This window comes from Streptomyces sp. NBC_01306 (assembly GCF_026340465.1).
Classification (GTDB): domain Bacteria; phylum Actinomycetota; class Actinomycetes; order Streptomycetales; family Streptomycetaceae; genus Streptomyces.
Genome location: NZ_JAPEPC010000001.1, coordinates 1,926,707 through 1,946,583, shown reverse-complemented (window position 1 = coordinate 1,946,583; position 19,877 = coordinate 1,926,707). Strand labels below are relative to the sequence as shown.

Sequence of the window (19,877 nt, the reverse complement as noted above, 5' to 3'; positions counted from 1 at the left end):
GAACAGCCCGTTAGGCTGTACGGGATCGTTCCAGGTTTTTTTGAGGAAGGCGTACGGCGGACATGTCGCAGGAGCAGACGGACCAGCAGGTCGATACGGACCAGCAGGTCAATGACGGTTTCGTCGTGGACACCGAGGACTGCGAGGAGCGCGAGGAGGCCCACCGCGCCCGTGGCACCGCCCGTCCCATCACCGTCGTGGGCAACCCGGTGCTCCACCGGGAGTGCAAGGACGTCACCTCGTTCGACGCCGAGCTGGCCCAGCTGATCGACGACATGTTCGCCAGCCAGAAGGCCGCCGAGGGCGTGGGCCTGGCCGCGAACCAGATCGGTGTCGACCTCAAGGTCTTCGTCTACGACTGCCTCGACGACGACGGCAGGCGCCACGTCGGAGCCGTCTGCAACCCGGTGCTCACCGAGACCCCGGCCGAGCGCCGCCGGCTCGACGAGTCCAACGAGGGCTGCCTCTCCGTCCCGACCGCGTACGCCGAGCTGGCCCGCCCGGACTACGCGGAGGTCACCGGCCAGGACGCCGGAGGCAACCCGGTGAAGGTGCGCGGCACCGGCTACTTCGCCCGCTGCCTCCAGCACGAGACGGACCACCTGTACGGCTACCTGTACATCGACCGCCTGTCGAAGCGCGACCGCAAGGACGCGCTCCGGCAGATGGAAGAGGGCACGCCGCGCTACGAGACCGTCCCCAACCTCTGACCTGACCGGCCGGGCCCCGGTCAGGCCGTGCCGACCGGGCCCCGGAACGTCCGCCGGTAGGCGTTCGGGGTGGTGCCGAGCGTACGGAGGAAGTGGTGGCGCAGCCCCGCACCCGTACCGAAGCCGACCCGCCCCGCGATCGAGTCCACCGTCTCGTCGGAGGCCTCCAGCAACTCCTGTGCCAGCAGCACCCGTTGGCGCAGCAGCCAGCGGTACGGCGTCGTCCCCGTCTCCTGCTGGAAGCGGCGGGCGAAGGTGCGCGGTGACATCAGGGCGCGGGCCGCCAGCTGCTCGACGGTCTGCTCCTCGTCCAGATGCTGTTCCATCCAGCCGAGGACTTCGGCGACGCTGTCCGCCCGCTCGGGGCTCACCGGGCGCTCGACGAACTGGGCCTGGCCGCCGTCGCGATGGGGCGGGACCACCATCCGCCGGGCGATCCTGTTGGCGACGTGCGGGCCGTGCTCCTTGCGGACGATGTGGAGGCAGGCGTCGATGCCGGCTGCTGTCCCGGCCGATGTGATGACGGGGTCCTCGTCCACGTACAGCACATCGGGTTCGACCCTGGCCAGGGGGAAGGCGCGGGCCAGTTCGTCCGCGTGGCGCCAGTGCGCGGCGCAGCGACGGCCGTCGAGCAGCCCCGCCGAACCGAGCACGAAGACACCGGAGCAGACGCTGAGCACCCGGGCCCCGCGGTCCACCGCCCGGCGCAGCGCGTCGAGGAGGGCCGGCGGGTAGTCGCGGTTCCCCCGCGACTCGGCGGCCGGCACCGCGATCAGATCGGCCTCTTCGAGCCGTTCCAGGCCGTGTTCGGTGCTGAGCGTGAACCCGGCGTGCGTCTCCAGCACGGGCCCTTCGGCGGACGCCACCGCGAAGTCGTACACCGGCAGCCCCTCGTCGCTCCGGTCGAGGCCGAACACCTCGCAGACCACGCCGAGTTCGAACGGGTTGACGCCGTTCATCAGGACCACGACGACGTTCTTCATCATGGACCAAGTGTGGCAGCAATTCGACGGTGCATGTCAGTCCTGCCACTGATTCTTCCGGCCGTCCGGCGACACAGTTGACGGCATGGACACCTTCCTGGACTACCTGACCGTGCTCGCCGTCTTCGTCATCCTGGCGCTGCCCTCACTGATCTGGCACGCCCGCGAGCGCCGCATCGACCGGCAGCTCGCCCAGCGCCGGGGGGATCCCGAACCGGGCGCTCCCGCAAGAGAGCCGGAGGGTCGGGCGCTCAACCGCCCCGCCGTCCGGGGCCGGGCGGCCCGGAGCGAGGTGATGCGCGGCGCCTGACCCTGCCGCGCGGACGGCCGGGGCGGCGCTCCGGTCAGTCCTGGTCGAGCGCGTCGAGATGCGCGGCCGTGTCGTCGGCGAGACGCCCCAGGAGTCGTGCGAGGCCCTCGCGGTCCTGTGCGGGCCAGTCGGCCAGAACGCCGGCGATCCAGCCGAACAGGTTCCGCTTGTAGGCGTCGGCCGCTTCCGATCCGGAGCCGGTCAGTTCGACCAGCCGGGCGCGCTGGTCGCTCGGGTCGGCGACGCGGCGTACGAGCCCGCGCTTCTCCAGCGCGGTGACGTGACGGGTGACGTGCGGCCCGACCACTTGCATACGGTCGGCGATCTCACCGACCCGCAGAGGGGCGTCGGCGCTGTGGAGCGTGAGCAGGACGGTCACGCCCGGCCTGTCCAGCGACAGGCCGGTGGCCTCGATCGCCCGCTCCGGCAGACGGCCGCGGGTGATGGCGCGGCTGAGCCTGTTGAGCCGCGGCAGCAGGCCGCTGAGCATCTCCTGGATGAGCGCGTCCCGAGCCGCATCGTCGGGTGCCGGATCCGCCATGTCGAAAACTACCTACCTTAGGTATATGCTTGCTCTCATCCACCCCGCAGACCGCGGGGCATGGTGCCCGATAAAAGGGTACCTGAGTTACGTACCTGGGGCTGTGCGGCACACCCCAGGGCATCACGCCCCCACGAACGGAGGCCCGCCGTGTCCACGACCACGACCCACCGCGGCAGCTGGTTCGCCCTGAGCGCCCTGGTGCTCGCCATGCTCACCATCGGACTCGACACCACCATTCTCAATGTGGCTCTGCCCGAGATCGCCACCGACCTGCACATGACCTCCGGGCAGCTCCAGTGGACCGGCAGCTCCTACACCCTGGTGCTGGCCGCCCTGATGATCCCGGCCGGCGGTCTCGGCGACCGCTTCGGCCGCAAGAAGCTCCTCATCGCCGCCCTCCTGCTGTTCGGCGTGGCCTCGGCCCTGTGCGCCGTGGCCACCACTCCGGCCCTGCTGATCGCGGGCCGGTGCCTGCTGGGCGCGGCGGCGGCCTTCATGATGCCGCTGTCCCTGTCCGTGCTGCCCGCGCTCTTCCCGGAACCCGCGGAACGTGCCCGGGCCAGGACCCTGCAGGTGACCGCCACCGCCATGGGGCTGCCGCTCGGTCCGATCCTCGGCGGGCTGCTCCTGAGCCACTTCTGGTGGGGCTCGGTCTTTCTGGTCAATCTGCCCCTGGTCGCACTCGGCGCCTTCGCCATCGCGCGCTTCGTCCCCGAATCCCGCAGCACCGTCGCCCATCCGGTCGACCTTCCGGGAGCGGCTCTGTCGGCCGCCGGACTCACCGCCGTCACCTACGGGTTCATCCAGGCCGGCTCGCACGGCTGGCTCTCCCCGGACCTGTGGCTGCCCGCAGCCGCCGGTGCCCTTCTGCTCGCCGCGTTCGCCGGATGGCAGCGGCGGACCAGCCACCCGCTGATCGACCTCGCACTCTTCCGCAGCCGCACCTTCAACGTCGGCGTCCTCATGGCCACCCTCTCCAGCTTCGCGCTGTTCGGCCTGCTCTATGCCCTCCCGCAGTACTTCCAGGCGGTCCAGGGGAGCAGCGCCCTGGCCACCGGCCTCAAGCTGCTGCCCATGCTCCTCGGTATGACCGCCGGCACCCGGTGCGCCGGACGGATCGCCCGGCGCACCGGTGACCGGCCGGCCCTCACCGCCGGACTCCTGCTGGCCGCCGCGGCCCTGGCGGCCGGAGCCACCACCACCGTCCACACCCCGTACGCCGTCACCGCCCTGTGGACCGCGGCTCTCGGGACAGGCGTGGGCATGACCCTGCCCCTGGCCATGAACTCCGCCCTCGGTGTGCTGAGCACCGAACGCGCGGGCTCGGGGTCCGGCCTCCTGCAAGCGCTGCGCCAGGCCGGCGGCACCATCGGCATCGCGATCCTGGGCACCGTCCTCACCTCGGGCTACCGCGGTGGCGTCGACGTCGGCCACCTGCCCCCGAGCACAGCCGGTGCCGTCCGCGACAGTGCGGCCTCCGGCGTGCAGATCGCCCACCGGAGCGGCAGCGCCGCCCTCCTGGACTCGACCCGCGGCGCCTTCGTCCATGGCATGAACGACATGCTCCTGACCTGCTCCGGGATCGCCCTCGTCGCGGCCCTGCTGGCACTCGCGCTCATCCCGCGCCACCCGCGCCAGGACCGTGCCCCGGCGCCGCGGTCACAGCCCACGGAAGCGTCCACCGCCGACGCCGGTGTCCAGGGCCCGTCCGGCGGCGCCTTGGCACCATCCTCCGCACCGGTGCACGGCCGCTCCGGCCCGGTGTAGCGGTCACGTCGGCGCACCCGCTGCCGCGAACATCGATCGGCGCGCGGGCCGGGGAGAGAGGCCCGCGCGCCGTCCGGCTACGAGAAGTGCGACAGGGGCACCTCGAACACGGTGCGGTGGCCCTGGAGTTCGGTCAGACCCCACAGGGAACCGCCGCCCCCATAGGTCAGGTTCTCGGCGTCCTTGGCCCACGGAGTGCGCTTCTTCTGGTGCCGGGGATTCCCGTCCCAGCTGTAGAGGGTGCCGTAGCCGTCGGCGTGGGAGGTGGAGAAGTAGTAGCGCCCACCGTGGTACAGCACTCCCTGCCCGGCCGGGTGTCCGGCCGGGTCCGGTGAGGAGTATCCGGTGACCGGACGGGCTCAGAAGTCGTCGTCGAAGGAGACCGAGCCCTCGACCGCGACCTGGTACGCCGAAGGGCGCCGCTCGAAGAAGTTCGTCAGCTCCTGCACGCCCTGCAACTCCATGAAGGAGAACGGGTTCTCCGAGCCGTACACCGGGGCGAAGCCCAGCCGGGTCAGCCGCTGGTCGGCGACGCACTGGAGGTACTCGCGCATCGACTCCGTGTTCATCCCCGGCAGCCCGTCGCCGCACAGGTCCCGGCCGAACTGCAGCTCCGCCTCGACCGCTTCGCGCATCATGTCGGTGACCTGCTGGCGCAGCGCGTCGTCGAAGAGCTCGGGCTCCTCCTTGCGGACCGTGTCGACCACCTCGAACGCGAAGTTCATGTGCATGGTCTCGTCACGGAACACCCAGTTGGTGCCGGTCGCCAGACCGTGCAGCAGCCCCCGCGAGCGGAACCAGTACACGTACGCGAAGGCGCCGTAGAAGAACAGCCCCTCGATGCAGGCGGCGAAGCAGATCAGGTTCAGCAGGAAGCGGCGGCGGTCCGCCTGCGTCTCCAGCCGTTCGATCTTCTCCACCGAGTCCATCCACCGGAAGCAGAACTGCGCCTTCTCACGGATGGAGGGGATCTCCTCGACCGCGTCGAAGGCCGCCGCGCGGTCCTCCGGGTCGGGCAGATAGGTGTCGAGCAGCGTCAGATAGAACTGGACGTGCACGGCCTCCTCGAACAGCTGGCGGGAGAGATACAGCCGCGCCTCGGGGGAGTTGATGTGCTTGTAGAGCGTCAGCACCAGGTTGTTGGAGACGATCGAGTCGCCCGTCGCGAAGAACGCGACCAGCCGGCCGATCATGTGCTGCTCACCCGGCGACAGCTTGGCCAGATCGCTCACGTCCGAGTGGAGGTCGACCTCCTCGACCGTCCAGGTGTTCTTGATCGCGTCACGGTAGCGCTCGTAGAAGTCCGGGTAGCGCATCGGACGCAGGGTCAGCTCGAAGCCCGGGTCCAGCAGGTTCTTCGCGGTCTTCAGGGTCTCGTCACTCATTACTGGCAGGCCTCGCAGGACTCGGGGTTCTCAAGGGAGCAGGCGATGGCGTCCGCGTCGGCGGCGGCCGGATCCTGCTGTGCGGGGATGGTGGCTGCGGCGGTGGCGGAGCGCGCCGCCCGCGCGATGCGTGTCGCCGGACGCGAACGCAGGTAGTACGTGGTCTTGATGCCCTGCTTCCACGCGTACGCGTACATCGAGGAGAGCTTCCCGATGGTGGGCGTCTCCAGGAAGAGGTTCAGCGACTGGCTCTGGTCGATGTACGGAGTACGGGCCGCCGCCATGTCGATCAGACCGCGCTGCGGGATCTCCCACGCCGTGCGGTACAGCGCCCGGACCTCCTCGGGGATCCAGCTGAAGCCCTGCACCGACCCGCTGGCCTCGCGCAGCGCCTCACGGGACTGCGCGTCCCAGACGCCCAGCTCCTTCAGCTCGTTCACCAAGTACGCGTTGACCTGGAGGAATTCACCCGAGAGCGTCTCGCGCTTGAAGAGGTTGGAGACCTGCGGCTCGATGCACTCGTACACCCCGGCGATCGAGGCGATGGTCGCGGTCGGTGCGATGGCGAGGAGCAGCGAGTTGCGCATCCCGGTCTTCGCGATCCGGGCGCGCAGTGCGTCCCAGCGCTCCGGCCAGGTCAGCTCGGTCGCGTAGTGGTCGGGGTGCAGGACCCCGCGCGCCGCACGGGTCTTCTCCCAGGCCGGCAGGGGGCCGGCGGATTCGGCGAGGTCGCAGGACGCCTCGTAGGCGGCGAGCATGATCCGCTCGGAGATCCGGGTGGAGAGCGCCTTCGCCTGTGGTGAGTCGAAGGGCAGCCGCAGCTGGAAGAAGACGTCCTGGAGCCCCATCAGGCCCAGGCCCACCGGCCGCCACTTGGCGTTGGAGCGGCCCGCCTGCTCGGTCGGGTAGAAGTTGATGTCCACGACACGGTCGAGGAAGGTGACCGCGGTGCGAACGGTCGCGTCGAGACGCTCCCAGTCGAGCGAGTCGCCCGAGACGAACGCGCCGACGTTGACCGAGCCCAGGTTGCAGACCGCGGTCTCGCCGTCGTCCGTCACCTCCAGGATCTCGGTGCACAGGTTCGACGAGTGGACGACCGAGCCGGGCTCGGCGGTCTGGTTGGCCGTACGGTTCGACGCGTCCTTGAAGGTCATCCAGCCCTGGCCGGTCTGCGCGAGGGTGCGCATCATCCGCCCGTACAGCTCCCGCGCGGGGATGGTCTTCCTGGCCAGCCCGTCGGCCTCGGCCTTGCGGTAGGCGGCGTCGAAGGCGTCGCCCCACAGATCGGTCAGCTCCGGCACGTCGGCGGGCGAGAACAGCGACCAGGTGCCGTCCGCGTCGACCCGGCGCATGAACTCGTCGGGCACCCAGTGGGCCAGGTTGAGGTTGTGCGTACGCCGGGCGTCCTCACCGGTGTTGTCGCGCAGCTCCAGGAACTCCTCGATGTCCGAGTGCCAGGTCTCCAGGTAGACGGCGGCGGCGCCCTTGCGCCGGCCGCCCTGGTTCACCGCGGCGACGGAGGCGTCGAGGGTCTTGAGGAAGGGGACGATGCCGTTGGAGTGCCCGTTGGTGCCGCGGATCAGCGAACCGCGGGAGCGGATACGGGAGTACGAGAGGCCGATGCCGCCCGCGTGCTTCGACAGCCGCGCCACCTCGTGGTAGCGCCCGTAGATCGAGTCCAGCTGGTCGAGCGGCGAGTCCAGCAGATAGCACGAGGACATCTGCGGGTGGCGGGTGCCCGAGTTGAAGAGCGTGGGGGAGGAGGGCAGATAGTCGAGACGGCTCATCAGCCCGTACAGCGCGGCCACCTCGTCCAGCGCGGCCGCGGACTCGTCGGCGGCGAGACCGCAGGCGACCCGGAGCATGAAGTGCTGGGGCGTCTCGATGACCTGGCGGGTGAGCGGGTGGCGCAGCAGATAGCGGCTGTAGAGAGTGCGCAGCCCGAAGTATCCGAAGCGGTCGTCGGCCGCGGTGTCGATGGTCGCGTCGAGCCGCTCGGCGTGCAGCCGTACGAAGTCGGCCGTACGGTCGGCGATCAGGCCCTCGCGGTGTCCGACGGCGACCGATGAGGAGAACGACACCGCGCCCTGTCCGGCCGCCTCGTCCGCGATGGTCCGGGTGAGCAGCCTGGCGGCGAGCCGTGAGTACGCGGGGTCCTCGGAGATGAGACCGGCGGCCGCCTCGGTGGCCAGCTCCCGCAACTCGGCCTCGTCCGACGCCGCGTTGCGCCCGCGCAGGGCGGCAGCGGCGACCTTGCCGGGGTCGGTGTCGGTGAGATCGGCGGTGAGGTCGGTCAGGGTCCGCAGAAGTACGGTTCCCGGGGCATCCGACACCTGCTCGGAGACAGGTGCGGTGGGCGCGATGGTCACGGTGCGCTCTCCCTCGCTCGGCTGGGGCCGGCGGGGGCACGGGTGCGTACGGGCACAGCAGAGCAGCACACCGCACAGCATCCGCAGGCCCAACCGCGAGGCCCGGACGTTTCCCATCCGGTTCGGTCGAGCCGGATGCGCCGTCGGCAGGTCCTCGGACTCCACGGTGCGCGAAAGCGCACTGATCACACCGTTGCGGGACAGTTCCGGATTCGCACCGGATTCCCCTGCGGCGACAGCGAGCATGAGCATACATGTGGGGTGCCCGCCGGAAAGCACCCCCCATATGTTGTGTCGTGGAGGACGGAAGGGAGGGGCGGAGGCGGCATGGCGAGGGGCCGCCGCAGCTCCCGGGAGGGAGGCGCGGCGGCCCCTGGCGGAGCCTGCGGCTCAGTGGCAGGCCGTACGGCTCAGTGGGTGGGTGTGCGGGCTCAGTGGGCTGCCGGGGCGGCTTCTGTGGCCGGCGGGAGCTCCACCTGGACGCCCTCGTCACCGGCGTCCGCCGTGTAGTCCTCCGGGGAGGTCTCGTCGATTCCGGCCGGTGCCTTCACCGCGTTGAGCACGACGGTGAGCACCAGCGTCACCACGACGTTCAGCACGAACGCCGTCAGACCGATGTAGCCGATCTGCCCGATGCCCGGGATCTCCTTGGAGGAGCCGCCGAAGTGCGCCTGGGTCGGGCTCGCCACACCGTATGCGGCGAGCGTGCCGTACACCATGCCGACCGCCCAGCCCGCGAGCAGCGCCCAGCGGTGGAACCAGCGGGTGAAGAGCCCGCCGACCAGCGCCGGCATCGTCTGGAGGATCCAGATGCCGCCCAGCAGCTGGAAGTTGATCGCCACCGTCGGGTCCATGGCGAGCACGAAGAGCAGCGCGCCGACCTTCACCACGAGCGAGACCAGCTTGGAGACCTTGGCCTCCTGGGCGGGGGTCGCGCCCGGTTTGATGAAGTCCTTGTAGATGTTGCGGGTGAAGAGGTTCGCCGCCGCGATGGACATGATCGCGGCCGGTACCAGCGCACCGATGCCGATGGCCGCGAAGGCGACGCCCGCGAACCAGTCGGGGAACATGTTCTCGAACAGCTGCGGGATCGCCAGCTGGCCGTTCTTCACCTTGATGCCCGCGGCGATCGCCATGAAGCCGAGCAGCGCGAGCAGCCCCAGCATCAGTGAGTACAGCGGCAGGATCGCGGTGTTGCGGCGGATCACGTTGCGGCTGCGCGAGGAGAGCGTCGCCGTGATCGAGTGCGGGTACATGAACAGCGCGAGCGCCGACCCGAGTGCCAGCGTGGCGTAACCCCACTGGCCCGCCGCGCCCGGTGCGAGCGCCCCGCGCGGCTTGCCCGTCGCCGGGTTGGTCTGCGAGAACGCGTGGCCCGCCTTGGCGAAGATGTCGTCGAAGCCGCCGAGCTTGATGGGGATGTAGATGATCGCCACCAGGATGACGATGTAGATCAGGCCGTCCTTGACGAACGCGATCAGAGCCGGGGCCCGCAGCCCCGACGAGTACGTGTACGCGGCGAGCACCGCGAACGCGATCAGCAGCGGGAGGTCCTTGACGAACCAGTTGCTGCCCTCGCCGCCGACGCCCATGACGTCGAGCACTGCCTGGATGCCGACCAGTTGGAGGGCGATGTACGGCATCGTGGCGAGGATGCCGGTGACCGCGACGGCCAGCGAGAGCCCCTTCGAGCCGAACCGCCCCCGGACGAAGTCCGACGTCGTCACGTACCCGTGCTTGTGCGAGACCGACCAGAGCCGCGGCAGGAAGGTGAAGATCAGCGGGTAGACCAGGATCGTGTACGGCACGGCGAAGAATCCGGCCGCACCCGCCGCGTAGATGGCAGCGGGGACGGCGACGAAGGTGTACGCCGTGTAGAGGTCGCCGCCGAGCAGGAACCAGGTGACCCAGGTGCCGAACGACCGTCCGCCCAGGCCCCATTCGTCGAGGGTGGCCGCGTTGTCGGCGCGGCGCCAGCGGGCGGCCAGGAAGCCGACGACCGTGACGGCCACGAAGAAGAAGATGAAGACGCCGAGCGCGACGCCGTTCACACCGTCCTTCATGCGGACGCACCCCCCTTGCGGGAGCGCTGGTCACGCTGCCACAGCTTGTACGCGGTCATCGTGAGCGCCGTCGAGATGAGCACCCAGAGCATCTGGTACCAGTAGAAGAACGGGATACCGATGAAGGCCGGGTCCACCTTCGCGTACGAACTCACCCAGAGCATGGCGACAAAGGGTGCGATCAGGCATACCGCGATGATCACGCGCACCGGCGTGATCACCGGTCTTTTCTCGGGCATGGTGCGGTCCGTCCCCTCACTGAGCACCTGGTACAACGCGCAGGAAATCTAGGCGAGGATGCTCATGCGGCGGAAGCCCTATCCGCATACCGGAACGGCAACACCGTTCCTCCTGGGGGATTTGGGCGGAGAGTGCCGTTTCCGCTGGGTGTTGGACCGGACCAGTCCCCGTCGGCCTCAGTCGGTCGGCCGCCGTAGCCGTGCGACGCTGTGCCTGCCCGGGGGCGACCCCCGGACCCCCGGCCTAGTCGGTCGGCCGCCTCAGCCGTGCCACGAACTTGTAGCGGTCGCCGCGGTAGACCGAGCGCACCCACTCCACGGGTTCGCCCCGCTCGTCGACCGAGTGGCGCGAGAGCATCAGCATCGGGAGCCCCACGTCCGTACCGAGCAGTCCGGCCTCCCGCGGGGTGGCCAGTGACGTCTCGATGGTCTCCTCGGCCTCGCCCAGCCGGACGTCGTACACCTCGGACAGCGCGGTGTAGAGCGAGGCGTACTTCACGAGCGAGCGGCGCAGTGCGGGGAAGCGCTTGGCCGACAGGTGCGTCGTCTCGATGGCCATCGGCTCACCGCTCGCGAGCCGCAGCCGCTCGATGCGCAACACCCGTCCGCCGGCCGTGATGTCGAGCAGTCCCGCGAGGGTGTCGTCCGCGGTGACATAGCCGATGTCGAGCAGCTGGGACGTGGGCTCAAGACCCTGCGCCCGCATGTCCTCGGTGTACGAGGTGAGCTGTAGGGCCTGCGAGACCTTGGGCTTGGCCACAAAGGTGCCCTTGCCCTGGATGCGTTCCAGCCGGCCCTCCACGACCAGCTCCTGGAGTGCCTGCCGCACGGTCGTGCGCGAGGTGTCGAACTCGGCGGCCAGAGTCCGCTCCGGTGGCACCGGTGTGCCCGGCGGCAGCGTCTCCGTCATGTCGAGCAAGTGACGCTTGAGGCGGTAGTACTTGGGCACCCGCGCGGTGCGGCCGGGCGCCGCGTTCTCCGTCTCGGTCGTCCCCCCGCTGGTGCCCATGGCCTGCCTTCCCGAGTGCTGCGCTGCTGCCGTCACCGGCTCCTCCGTCTGTCGCGGCTCACATGGTGGCACGGTCCGGTCATGGGACGACGCCCTCCCTCAGGTGTCGGTCCGATAACGGACACGACAGCCTTTCTTATACACCCTTGACACCCCAATAGGTCTAGGCCAAGCTCCCGGTACTGGTCTAAACCATTAAAGACCAGGTCCCAGCCCCACGGGCAGTACCGGTCGCACTGGTTGCGGCAGAACGGCGTTCTCGGGTGGTGGGGGGAATGTTTTTTGCATCCCTGAGGAGGGTGTCGTGAAGCGCGGACTCATCGCGGCGATCGGTGTGGCGGCAATGCTGGCAAGCGTCGCGGCCTGTGGCTCGGACGACAGTAAGGACAGCAAGAAGGCGGGGGCCGACGGCTACAAGGGGCAGACCCTGACCGTCTGGGCGATGGACGGCTCCACGCCTCCCGGCTGGACGAAGGACCTCAAGGCCGCCTTCAAGAAGAAGACCGGCGCCACGGTCCAGTTCCAGACGCAGAAGTGGGACGGGATCCAGCAGAAGATCACCACCGCTCTCTCCGAGTCGACCCCGCCGGACGTCATCGAGGTCGGCAACACCCAGACCCCGGCGTACGCGGCGACCGGCGGCCTCGCCGACCTCAGCGACCTGAAGAGCGAGATCGGCGCCGACTGGACGCCGTCGCTCAGCAAGTCCTCGGTCTACCAGGGCAAGTCGTACGCCGCGCCCTGGTACTTCGCCGACCGCGTGGTCATCTACAACAAGAAGGTCTGGGCGGACGCCGGCATCACCGGCACCCCGAAGACCCGCGCCGAGTTCTTCAAGGACCTCGACGCGATCAAGAAGAAGGGCCAGGCCGAGCCCATCTACCTGCCCGGCCAGAACTGGTACTTCTTCGACGGCCTCACCATCGGCCAGGGCGCGGACCTCGTCAAGAAGGAAGGCGACAAGTACGTCTCCAACCTCGCCGACCCCAAGGTCTCCGCCGCCATGGAGCTCTACAAGAAGTACCAGTCGTACTCCAAGGCGCCCAAGGACAAGGACGAGGCCACCCCGCAGCAGGCCGAGGTCTTCGCCAAGGGCAACGTCGGCGCCTTCGTCGGCATGGGCTGGGAGGCCGCTACGGCCATCGCGGCCAACAAGAAGATCGAGAAGGACATCGGCTACTTCACCATCCCCGGTGAGACGGCCGCCAAGCCCGAGGGCGTCTTCCTCGGCGGCTCGAACTTCGCGGTGGCCGCGGCCAGCAAGAAGCAGGACCTCGCCAAGGAGTTCCTGAAGATGGCGCTCGGGGACAAGTTCGAGGGCGCGCTCGCCAAGGAGAGCGGCATCGTCCCGAACAAGGCGTCGCTCGACTCCAACCTCAAGGGCAACGCCGCCGGTGAGGCCGCTGCCCCCGCCGCCGCGACGTCGGGCGGCACCACCCCGCTCATCCCGCAGTGGGCCGCCGTGGAGAACGAGCCCAACCCGATCAAGAGCTATATGACCTCGGTCCTCACCGGAAAGTCGCCGGCCGCCGCCGCGGCCTCCGTCGAGGGCGAGATCAACAAGCGCCTGGCGCAGAAGAGCTGACCGCAGACGCCGGGGGCGGGCCACCGCCCCCGGCGTCCCCGCATGGATCTCGACCGTACGGCTCAAGAAGAGATGGCGAGCATGTCAGTGCAGACCGATCAAGCGGACTCGGTCCCCAAGGCCGGCCCCCGCAAGGAAGACGCGCCACCCGGCGGCCCGGCGGCGGCGCCCAGGAGGAGAGCCGGGAGCGCGGGGCCCTATCTGCTCCTGCTGCCCGCACTGCTCGCCACCGCGGTGCTGCTGGGATACCCGCTGGTCAAGAACGGCATGCTGTCGTTCCAGAACCTCAACCCGCGCCAGCTGATCCTCCACCTGACCGAGTGGAACGGCTTCTCCAACTACCAGGACGTCCTGGGCGGCTCGGACTTCTGGAAGGTCGTCGAGCGGTCGATCTTCTTCACCGCCGCGAACGTCGTGCTGATCATGATCCTCGGCGCGCTGATCGGCCTGCTGCTCGCCCGCCTCGGCAAGAAGATGCGGCTGCTCCTGATGCTCGGCCTGGTGCTCGCCTGGGCCATGCCGATCATCGCGGCCACCACCGTCTACCAGTGGCTGTTCGCCCAGCGCTTCGGTGTCGTCAACTACGTACTGGACAGCCTCGGCTGGCACTCGATGGCCGCCTTCAACTGGACCGGCAGCCAGCTCTCCACCTTCTCGGTCGTGACGCTGCTGATCGTCTGGCAGTCGATCCCCTTCGTGGCGATCAACCTCTACGCCGCGTCGACGACCATCCCGAAGGAGTTGTACGAGGCCGCGTCGCTCGACGGCGCCGGGGCCTGGAAGAGCTTCACCTCGGTGACCTTCCCGTTCCTCAAGCCGTTCCTGCTGGCCACGACGTTCCTCGAAGTCATCTGGGTCTTCAAGTCCTTCGCCCAGCTCTTCGCGATCAACGGCGGCGGCCCCGACCGGCTCACCGAGACCCTGCCCGTGTACGCCTTCGTCGAGGGCGTCGGGAACCAGCACTTCGGCATGGGCGCGGCCATCTCGTTCCTGACGATCATCGTGCTGCTCGTGCTGACCGGCTACTACCTTCGCACCGTACTGAAGCAAGAGGAGGACGAGCTGTGAGGCGCTCACTGTTCGGCCGGTTCTGGCCCAACGCGACGGCGATCATCCTCTTCGTGGGCTTCGCCTTCCCCGTCTACTGGATGTTCAGCACGGCCTTCAAGCCGACCGGCGACATCATCACCGACACCCCCGTGTGGTTCCCCACGGACTTCACCTTCTCGCACTTCAGCAAGGTCCTCGGCGCGGACCACTTCTGGACGCTGGTGCGCAACTCCGTGCTGGTCACCGTCATTTCGGTGCTCTCGTCGCTGGTGATCGCGCTGCTCGCCTCGTTCGCCATGGCGCGGATGCGCTTCAAGGGCAAGCGCGGGGTGCTGCTGACCTTCATGATCGCGCAGATGGCGCCCTGGGAGGTCATGGTCATCGCGGTCTACATGCTGGTCCGGGACGCGGACATGCTGGACAGCCTGGTCCCGCTGACGGTCTTCTACATGATGATGGTGCTGCCCTTCACGATCCTCACGCTGCGGGGCTATGTGGCCGCGGTGCCCAAGGAGCTGGAGGAGTCCGCCATGGTCGACGGCTGTACCAGCCCCCAGGCGTTCGTGAAGGTGATCCTCCCGCTGCTCGGCCCCGGACTGATGGCCACCTCGCTCTTCGGCTTCATCACCGCGTGGAACGAGTTCCCGCTGGTGCTCATTCTCAACAAGGACATCGGGTCACAGACGCTTCCGCTGTGGCTCTCCCAGTTCCAGACGGCGTTCGGCGACGACTGGGGCGCGACCATGGCGGCCTCCTCGCTCTTCGCCATCCCGATCCTGATCCTCTTCGTCTACTTGCAGCGCAAGGCGGTCAGTGGTCTCACCTCCGGTGCAGTGAAGGGATAACGGCGCTCCATGACGACCACCACCACGGGCACGGACAAGCTCACCCGCGACGCCCTCGCCATCCTCCAGCCCGGCTTCGCCGGCACCACGGCCCCCGACTGGCTGCTGCGCAGGATCGGCGAAGGGCTCGCCTCCGTCGGCCTGTTCGGCCGCAACGTCACCAGCGCGCCCCAGGTCGCCGCGCTCACCGCACAGCTGCGTGCCGAGCGGGACGACATCCTCGTCGCGATCGACGAGGAGGGCGGCGACGTCACCCGCCTCGAAGTGCGCACCGGCTCCTCCTTTCCGGGCAATCTCGCGCTCGGCGCGGTCGACGACCCGGAGCTGACCCGGGCCGTCGCGCGCGAACTGGGCCGGCGGCTGGCCGACTGCGGGGTCAACCTCAACTGGGCCCCGTCGGCCGACGTCAACTCCAATCCGGACAACCCGGTCATCGGCGTACGGTCCTTCGGCGCCGACACCGCGCTGGTCGCCCGGCACACCGCCGCGTACGTCGAGGGGCTCCAGGCCGCCGGAGTCGCGGCCTGCACCAAGCACTTCCCCGGCCACGGCGACACCGCCGTCGACTCGCACCACGCGATGCCCCGGATCGACGTGGACCTCGCGACGCTGCACGCCCGCGAACTCGTGCCGTTCAGGGCCGCGATCGCCGCGGGTTCCAAGTCGGTCATGAGTGCGCATATCCTGCTTCCCGCACTCGATCGCGAGCGCCCGGCGACGCTGAGCCCGCAGATCCTCACCGGGCTGCTGCGCCGCGAGCTCGGTTACGAGGGGCTGATCGTCACCGACGGTATGGAGATGCGCGCCATCGCGTCGACGTACGGCATCGAGCGCGGCAGCGTCCTCGCCGTCGCGGCGGGCGCCGATGCCATCTGCGTGGGCGGCGGCCTCTCGGACGAGGGCACCGTACTGCGGCTGCGCGACGCACTGGTGGCGGCGGTACGGACGGGCGAACTGCCCGAGGAACGGCTGGCGGACGCCGCCGCGCGCGTACGTGCGCTCGCGGGGTGGACACGCCGGGCCAGGGGGGCTTCGGAGCCGGGCGCGGCGTCGCAGGAGGGGACCGCGCCCGGCACCGATATCGGGCTGGTCGCGGCCCGCAGGGCGCTCCGCGCCACTCCGTCGGACCACCCGCCGCTGACCACGGCCCCGTATGTCGCCGCCTTCACCCCGGGGGCGAACATCGCCGTCGGCGACGAGACCCCGTGGGGCATCGCCGCCGAGCTGGGCGCGCTGCTGCCCGGCACCGGGACCGGCGGGTACGGAGCGGACAGCGCACCGGCCGACGTGCTCGCGGCGGCAGGGGAGCGCACCATCGTCGCGGTCGTCCGCGACGCCCACCGCCACCCGTGGATGACGGCCGCGCTGGACGCGCTGCTCGCGGCCCGGCCCGACACCGTCGTGGTCGAGATGGGCGTGCCGCGGGCGGAGCCGCGCGGGGCGCTGTATCTGGCGACGCACGGCGCGGCGCGGGTCTGCGGCCGTGCGGCGGCCGAGTTCATTGCGGGCGCCGGGCGGTAACGGACCGGGCGGAGAGCGAACCAGAAGGGCCGGGCACCCGCGAGGTGCCCGGCCCTTCTGGTTCGTCCCGCTTGCCCGGCTGTCCCGCTACAGGCCCTGCCACTCCGGCTTCGAGGCGTACGTCGCACGGAAGTAGTCGGCCAGCTTCAGCTTGGACGCGGCCGCCTCGTCCACGACGACCGTCGCGTGCCGGTGCAGCTGGAGCGCGGAGGCGGGCACCACGGCGGCCACCGGCCCTTCGACGGTCTGCGCCACGGCTTCGGCCTTGCCCTCACCGGTGGCCAGCAGCACCACATGGCGGGCCTCCAGGATCGTCCCGATGCCCTGGGTGATGACGTGGTGCGGCACCTGGTCGATGTCACCGTCGAAGAACCGGGCGTTGTCGACCCGGGTCTGCTCGGTGAGCGTCTTGATCCGGGTACGGGAGGCGAGCGAGGAGCAGGGCTCGTTGAAGCCTATGTGCCCGTCGGTGCCGATGCCCAGGAGCTGGAGGTCGACCCCGCCGGCCTCGGCGAGCGCCCTGTCGTAGGCCGCACAGGCCGCCGGGATGTCCTCGGCCGAACCGTCGGGGCCCATGAAGGAGGCCTCGGTCAGCCCGAGCGGTTCCACGACCTCGCGCAGCACCACCGACCGGTACGACTCGGGGTGCCCGGCCGGCAGTCCCACGTACTCGTCGAGCTGGCAGATCCGGGCCCTCCCCGGGTCGACGGCCCGCGCGCGCACCTTGGCGGTCAGTGCCTCGTAGACGGGCAGCGGGGTCGATCCGGTGGCGACACCGAGCAGAGCGTCGGGCTTGCGGCGCAGCAGGCCGGCCATGGCCTCCGCGATGACTTCGCCGCCTGCCTTGGCGTCCGGGACGATGACAACTTCCACGCTGAGCCTGCCGATCTGGAGAGTGCAAACAAGTGGTATAGACCAATCTAGCAGAGCGTGCCCTTCCCGCCAGGGGTTCCCCCTCACTCATGCCCTCATCTCATGTTCGGCCGAAGGTGCGTGGGCCGCATGTGGATCGCGGGGCGCGGGTGGGGTGCGGGCGCGGGGGACGATGCGCGCGGGCATCGCCCGGAAACGACTGCGGGCCGCGGCGCCGGTGCGGTCGGGACCCTCAGCCCGGCCGTACGGCACCGCAGCCCTCAGCTGCATCGGCCGTCAGGTGTGCGGTGCCCGGCGGCCGTGGGGAGGACTTGGCGCAGTCAGGGCAGAGAGCGCCGCGTACCTCGTCTCCACTCTCCTGTGCGGGGAGAGCGGAAGTCTTTGCACGCACATTGTGGACTAGACCATTTGCTCATGTCCATGCGTACGGCAGAAAGAATCCGGCGGGTACGCTCACACACGTGCCCTCCATGAACGATCTCGTACGCCAGCACACCGCTCTGGGTGACACCGACCTTGAGTGGCTGCACCTGCTGGTCTCGGAGTGGCAGCTGCTCTCCGACCTGTCCTTCGCCGATCTGGTGCTGTGGGTGCCCACCCGCGACGGCACCCGCTATGTGTCCGTGGCCCAGATGCGGCCGAACACCGGCCCCACCTCCTATCAGGACGACATGGTCGGCCATCTCGTTCCACGCGGCCGGCGTCCGCTGCTCGACGCCGCGCTCGACGAGGGACGGATCGTGCGCGAGGGCGACCCGGAGTGGCGCGAGGAGGTGCCGGTACGGGTCGAGTCCATCCCCGTACGCCGGGAGGGCCGGGTGCTCGGGGTGATCGCCCGCAACACCAATCTCCTCACCGTCCGTACCCCTTCGCGCCTCGAACTCACCTACCTCCAGTCGGCGTCCGACCTGGCCCAGATGATCGCTGCGGGATCGTTCCCCTTCCCGGGCCAGCAGGTCGACATGGACGCGTCCCCCCGGGTCGGGGACGGGATGATAAGGCTCGACGCGGACGGGGTGGTGCTGTATGCCAGCCCCAACGGCCTCTCCGCCTACCACCGCCTCGGGCTCGCGTCCGACCTGGTGGGCCAGCACCTCGGCCAGCTGACCACCGACCTCGCGCCGTCCCGCGGCCCGGTGGACGAGGCCATGGTCAAACTGGCCAGCGGCTACGCACCGAGGGAGACCGAGGTCGAGGGGAACGACGGGGTGATCCAGCTCCGCGCCATCCCGCTCTCCCCGAAGGGCACCCGGATCGGCTCGCTGGTGCTGCTGCGGGACGTCACGGAACTGCGCCGTCGCGAACGCGAGTTGATCACCAAGGACGCCACCATCCGGGAGATCCACCACCGGGTGAAGAACAACCTCCAGACGGTGGCGGCACTTCTGCGCCTCCAGGCCAGGCGGATGGACTCGGACCGCGGCAGGGAAGCGCTCAACGAGGCGGTGCGGCGCGTCGGTTCCATCGCGATCGTCCATGAGACGCTCTCGCAGAATCTGGACGAGCGCGTCGAGTTCGACGAGATCGCCGACCGCGTCATCGCGATGGTGTCCGAGATCTCACCGGGCAAGGTCGACTGCCGTCGTACCGGCCGCTTCGGCATCCTGGACGCCGAGGTCGCCACCCCGCTCGCCATGGTGCTGACCGAAGTCCTGCAGAACGCGCTGGAGCACGCCTTCGGGCCGGGCGAGCTGGGCACCGTCGAGGTCTCCGCCGTCCGGGGAGGGCTGCGCGAGGACGCCAGGCTGCTCATCACGGTGCAGGACGACGGCCGCGGACTGCCGGACGGGTTCGACGCGAAGACGGCGGGGAACCTGGGGCTCCAGATCGTACGGACGCTGGTGGAGGGGGAGTTGGGCGGCTCGTTCGACATGGTCCCGGCTCCCGGGCACGGCACCCATGTGGTACTCGACATACCGGTCCCGGGCGACGCGTAGGCCCGCCCGGGACGGGCGCCCCACCGGCACAGCGCCCACCGGCACAACCAGCACACAGACGACACCCCCAGCACACAGAGATGAGCCCCGGACCACTTCGGTCCGGGGCTCATCTCTGTGTGCTGGGGGAGAGGAACTCTCCCGGTGTTCTCTTACTGCGTGCGCATCGGGGGTACTGCGCGCTGCGGTTCGGGGGCGACGGTGGTGCGTACTCGCTGTACGCGCGCCGCCTGGCTCAAGCTCGTGTAACAGGGTGGTCAGGCGGTCGCGTTACGCGCCCGGTTGCGAGCGGCACGGCGCTTCATCGCGCGGCGCTCGTCCTCGCTGAGGCCACCCCAGACGCCGGAGTCCTGGCCGGACTCAAGCGCCCACTGCAGGCACTGCTCCATGACGGGGCAGCGGCGGCAGACGGCCTTGGCTTCCTCGATCTGCAGCAGCGCGGGACCGGTGTTGCCGATGGGGAAGAACAGCTCCGGGTCTTCCTCACGACAAACGGCGTTGTGACGCCAGTCCATGGCTGCTACCTCTCTTAGGGTGTTGCGTGCTGGTTGCTTGTGAATGTGAACGCTTTCACGAATCCCCCGACAAGTGAAGGGCCGGCTTCCAGATGACCTGGTTGCGGTCCTGTGTGTTGAGGAGGGGTTCTGGCTTTCAGGGAGGCCGGTGTTGCGGGCCGTCCCGAGCGCC

18 protein-coding genes and 1 riboswitch are annotated in these 19,877 nt (G+C 69.5%); of the genes, 8 read left to right on the top strand and 10 right to left on the bottom strand.

What is annotated here, in order from left to right; translation table 11 throughout:
* The first annotated feature begins 62 nt into the window (after window positions 1-62).
* On the top strand, window positions 63-710 hold the full coding sequence (def, locus tag OG385_RS08300) for a peptide deformylase (protein ID WP_266853248.1): 648 nt from the start codon (window positions 63-65) through the stop codon (window positions 708-710).
* Between the two features lie 20 nt (window positions 711-730).
* Here the strand turns inward: def and OG385_RS08295 are convergent, their stop codons facing one another.
* A complete protein-coding gene (locus tag OG385_RS08295; RefSeq protein ID WP_266853246.1) occupies window positions 731-1,696 on the bottom strand; it encodes a helix-turn-helix domain-containing protein in 966 nt (321 codons plus the stop codon).
* 82 nt (window positions 1,697-1,778) lie between these two features.
* Between OG385_RS08295 and OG385_RS08290 the strand changes: the two genes are divergently transcribed.
* Window positions 1,779-2,003, top strand: a complete 225-nt coding sequence (locus OG385_RS08290; RefSeq protein WP_266853244.1) for a hypothetical protein — start codon at window positions 1,779-1,781, stop codon at window positions 2,001-2,003.
* Between the two features lie 34 nt (window positions 2,004-2,037).
* Here OG385_RS08290 and OG385_RS08285 read toward each other — a convergent pair whose 3' ends face one another.
* Complete coding sequence (locus tag OG385_RS08285) at window positions 2,038-2,493, bottom strand: MarR family winged helix-turn-helix transcriptional regulator (protein WP_266860716.1); 456 nt, start codon at window positions 2,491-2,493, stop codon at window positions 2,038-2,040.
* 201 nt (window positions 2,494-2,694) lie between these two features.
* Between OG385_RS08285 and OG385_RS08280 the strand changes: the two genes are divergently transcribed.
* A complete protein-coding gene (locus tag OG385_RS08280; protein WP_266853243.1) occupies window positions 2,695-4,314 on the top strand; it encodes an MFS transporter in 1,620 nt (539 codons plus the stop codon).
* A gap of 77 nt (window positions 4,315-4,391) precedes the next feature.
* On the opposite strand, the gene OG385_RS08275 is transcribed toward OG385_RS08280, so the two are convergent.
* From OG385_RS08275 to OG385_RS08250, 6 genes are all read right to left on the bottom strand, one after another.
* Window positions 4,392-4,613 (bottom strand): hypothetical protein, encoded by a 222-nt coding sequence (locus OG385_RS08275; protein ID WP_266853241.1) that lies wholly within the window; start codon window positions 4,611-4,613, stop codon window positions 4,392-4,394.
* Between the two features lie 60 nt (window positions 4,614-4,673).
* Complete coding sequence (locus OG385_RS08270) at window positions 4,674-5,699, bottom strand: ribonucleotide-diphosphate reductase subunit beta (protein WP_266853239.1); 1,026 nt, start codon at window positions 5,697-5,699, stop codon at window positions 4,674-4,676.
* Window positions 5,699-8,068, bottom strand: coding sequence for a ribonucleoside-diphosphate reductase subunit alpha (locus tag OG385_RS08265; RefSeq protein WP_266853238.1), 2,370 nt, complete (start codon window positions 8,066-8,068; stop codon window positions 5,699-5,701). Before OG385_RS08265 ends, OG385_RS08270 begins: the two co-directional genes overlap by 1 nt.
* A gap of 127 nt (window positions 8,069-8,195) precedes the next feature.
* Window positions 8,196-8,356: riboswitch (cobalamin riboswitch) on the bottom strand.
* A gap of 143 nt (window positions 8,357-8,499) precedes the next feature.
* Window positions 8,500-10,131 carry a monocarboxylate uptake permease MctP gene (gene mctP / locus OG385_RS08260; RefSeq protein WP_266853237.1) on the bottom strand — a complete coding sequence of 544 codons (1,632 nt, stop codon included), beginning with the start codon at window positions 10,129-10,131 and terminating at the stop codon, window positions 8,500-8,502.
* On the bottom strand, window positions 10,128-10,370 hold the full coding sequence (locus tag OG385_RS08255; protein ID WP_266853235.1) for a DUF3311 domain-containing protein: 243 nt from the start codon (window positions 10,368-10,370) through the stop codon (window positions 10,128-10,130). Before OG385_RS08255 ends, mctP begins: the two co-directional genes overlap by 4 nt.
* Before the next feature lie 244 nt (window positions 10,371-10,614).
* A complete protein-coding gene (locus tag OG385_RS08250; RefSeq protein WP_266860715.1) occupies window positions 10,615-11,379 on the bottom strand; it encodes a GntR family transcriptional regulator in 765 nt (254 codons plus the stop codon).
* A 304-nt stretch (window positions 11,380-11,683) separates the two neighbouring features.
* Between OG385_RS08250 and OG385_RS08245 the strand changes: the two genes are divergently transcribed.
* From OG385_RS08245 to OG385_RS08230, 4 genes are all read left to right on the top strand, one after another.
* Window positions 11,684-12,964: an extracellular solute-binding protein gene (locus OG385_RS08245; protein ID WP_266853233.1), complete on the top strand. Its 1,281-nt coding sequence runs from the start codon at window positions 11,684-11,686 to the stop codon at window positions 12,962-12,964.
* An 81-nt stretch (window positions 12,965-13,045) separates the two neighbouring features.
* Window positions 13,046-14,032 (top strand): carbohydrate ABC transporter permease, encoded by a 987-nt coding sequence (locus OG385_RS08240; protein ID WP_266853231.1) that lies wholly within the window; start codon window positions 13,046-13,048, stop codon window positions 14,030-14,032.
* On the top strand, window positions 14,029-14,859 hold the full coding sequence (locus tag OG385_RS08235; protein ID WP_266853229.1) for a carbohydrate ABC transporter permease: 831 nt from the start codon (window positions 14,029-14,031) through the stop codon (window positions 14,857-14,859). Before OG385_RS08240 ends, OG385_RS08235 begins: the two co-directional genes overlap by 4 nt.
* A gap of 9 nt (window positions 14,860-14,868) precedes the next feature.
* Entirely contained in the window at window positions 14,869-16,380 is a 1,512-nt protein-coding gene (locus tag OG385_RS08230; protein ID WP_266853228.1) for a glycoside hydrolase family 3 protein, read from the top strand.
* A gap of 87 nt (window positions 16,381-16,467) precedes the next feature.
* Here OG385_RS08230 and nagB read toward each other — a convergent pair whose 3' ends face one another.
* A complete protein-coding gene (gene nagB / locus OG385_RS08225; RefSeq protein WP_266853226.1) occupies window positions 16,468-17,253 on the bottom strand; it encodes a glucosamine-6-phosphate deaminase in 786 nt (261 codons plus the stop codon).
* A gap of 470 nt (window positions 17,254-17,723) precedes the next feature.
* Between nagB and OG385_RS08220 the strand changes: the two genes are divergently transcribed.
* On the top strand, window positions 17,724-19,190 hold the full coding sequence (locus OG385_RS08220; RefSeq protein WP_266860714.1) for a sensor histidine kinase: 1,467 nt from the start codon (window positions 17,724-17,726) through the stop codon (window positions 19,188-19,190).
* 257 nt (window positions 19,191-19,447) lie between these two features.
* Here the strand turns inward: OG385_RS08220 and OG385_RS08215 are convergent, their stop codons facing one another.
* Window positions 19,448-19,705, bottom strand: a complete 258-nt coding sequence (locus OG385_RS08215) for a WhiB family transcriptional regulator (RefSeq protein ID WP_004937597.1) — start codon at window positions 19,703-19,705, stop codon at window positions 19,448-19,450.
* Window positions 19,706-19,877 lie beyond the last annotated feature (172 nt).

What these genes read in the sequence shown, in the direction of transcription:
- def (WP_266853248.1), top strand. Translation starts at nt 63, where the DNA reads ATGTCGCAGGAGCAGACGGACCAGCAGGTCGATACGGACCAGCAGGTC.
- OG385_RS08295 (WP_266853246.1), bottom strand. Translation starts at nt 1,696, where the DNA reads ATGATGAAGAACGTCGTCGTGGTCCTGATGAACGGCGTCAACCCGTTC.
- OG385_RS08290 (WP_266853244.1), top strand. Translation starts at nt 1,779, where the DNA reads ATGGACACCTTCCTGGACTACCTGACCGTGCTCGCCGTCTTCGTCATC.
- OG385_RS08285 (WP_266860716.1), bottom strand. Translation starts at nt 2,493, where the DNA reads ATGCTCAGCGGCCTGCTGCCGCGGCTCAACAGGCTCAGCCGCGCCATC.
- OG385_RS08270 (WP_266853239.1), bottom strand. Translation starts at nt 5,699, where the DNA reads ATGAGTGACGAGACCCTGAAGACCGCGAAGAACCTGCTGGACCCGGGC.
- mctP (WP_266853237.1), bottom strand. Translation starts at nt 10,131, where the DNA reads ATGAAGGACGGTGTGAACGGCGTCGCGCTCGGCGTCTTCATCTTCTTC.
- OG385_RS08255 (WP_266853235.1), bottom strand. Translation starts at nt 10,370, where the DNA reads ATGCCCGAGAAAAGACCGGTGATCACGCCGGTGCGCGTGATCATCGCG.
- OG385_RS08250 (WP_266860715.1), bottom strand. Translation starts at nt 11,379, where the DNA reads ATGGGCACCAGCGGGGGGACGACCGAGACGGAGAACGCGGCGCCCGGC.
- OG385_RS08240 (WP_266853231.1), top strand. Translation starts at nt 13,046, where the DNA reads ATGTCAGTGCAGACCGATCAAGCGGACTCGGTCCCCAAGGCCGGCCCC.
- OG385_RS08230 (WP_266853228.1), top strand. Translation starts at nt 14,869, where the DNA reads ATGACGACCACCACCACGGGCACGGACAAGCTCACCCGCGACGCCCTC.
- OG385_RS08220 (WP_266860714.1), top strand. Translation starts at nt 17,724, where the DNA reads ATGAACGATCTCGTACGCCAGCACACCGCTCTGGGTGACACCGACCTT.
- OG385_RS08215 (WP_004937597.1), bottom strand. Translation starts at nt 19,705, where the DNA reads ATGGACTGGCGTCACAACGCCGTTTGTCGTGAGGAAGACCCGGAGCTG.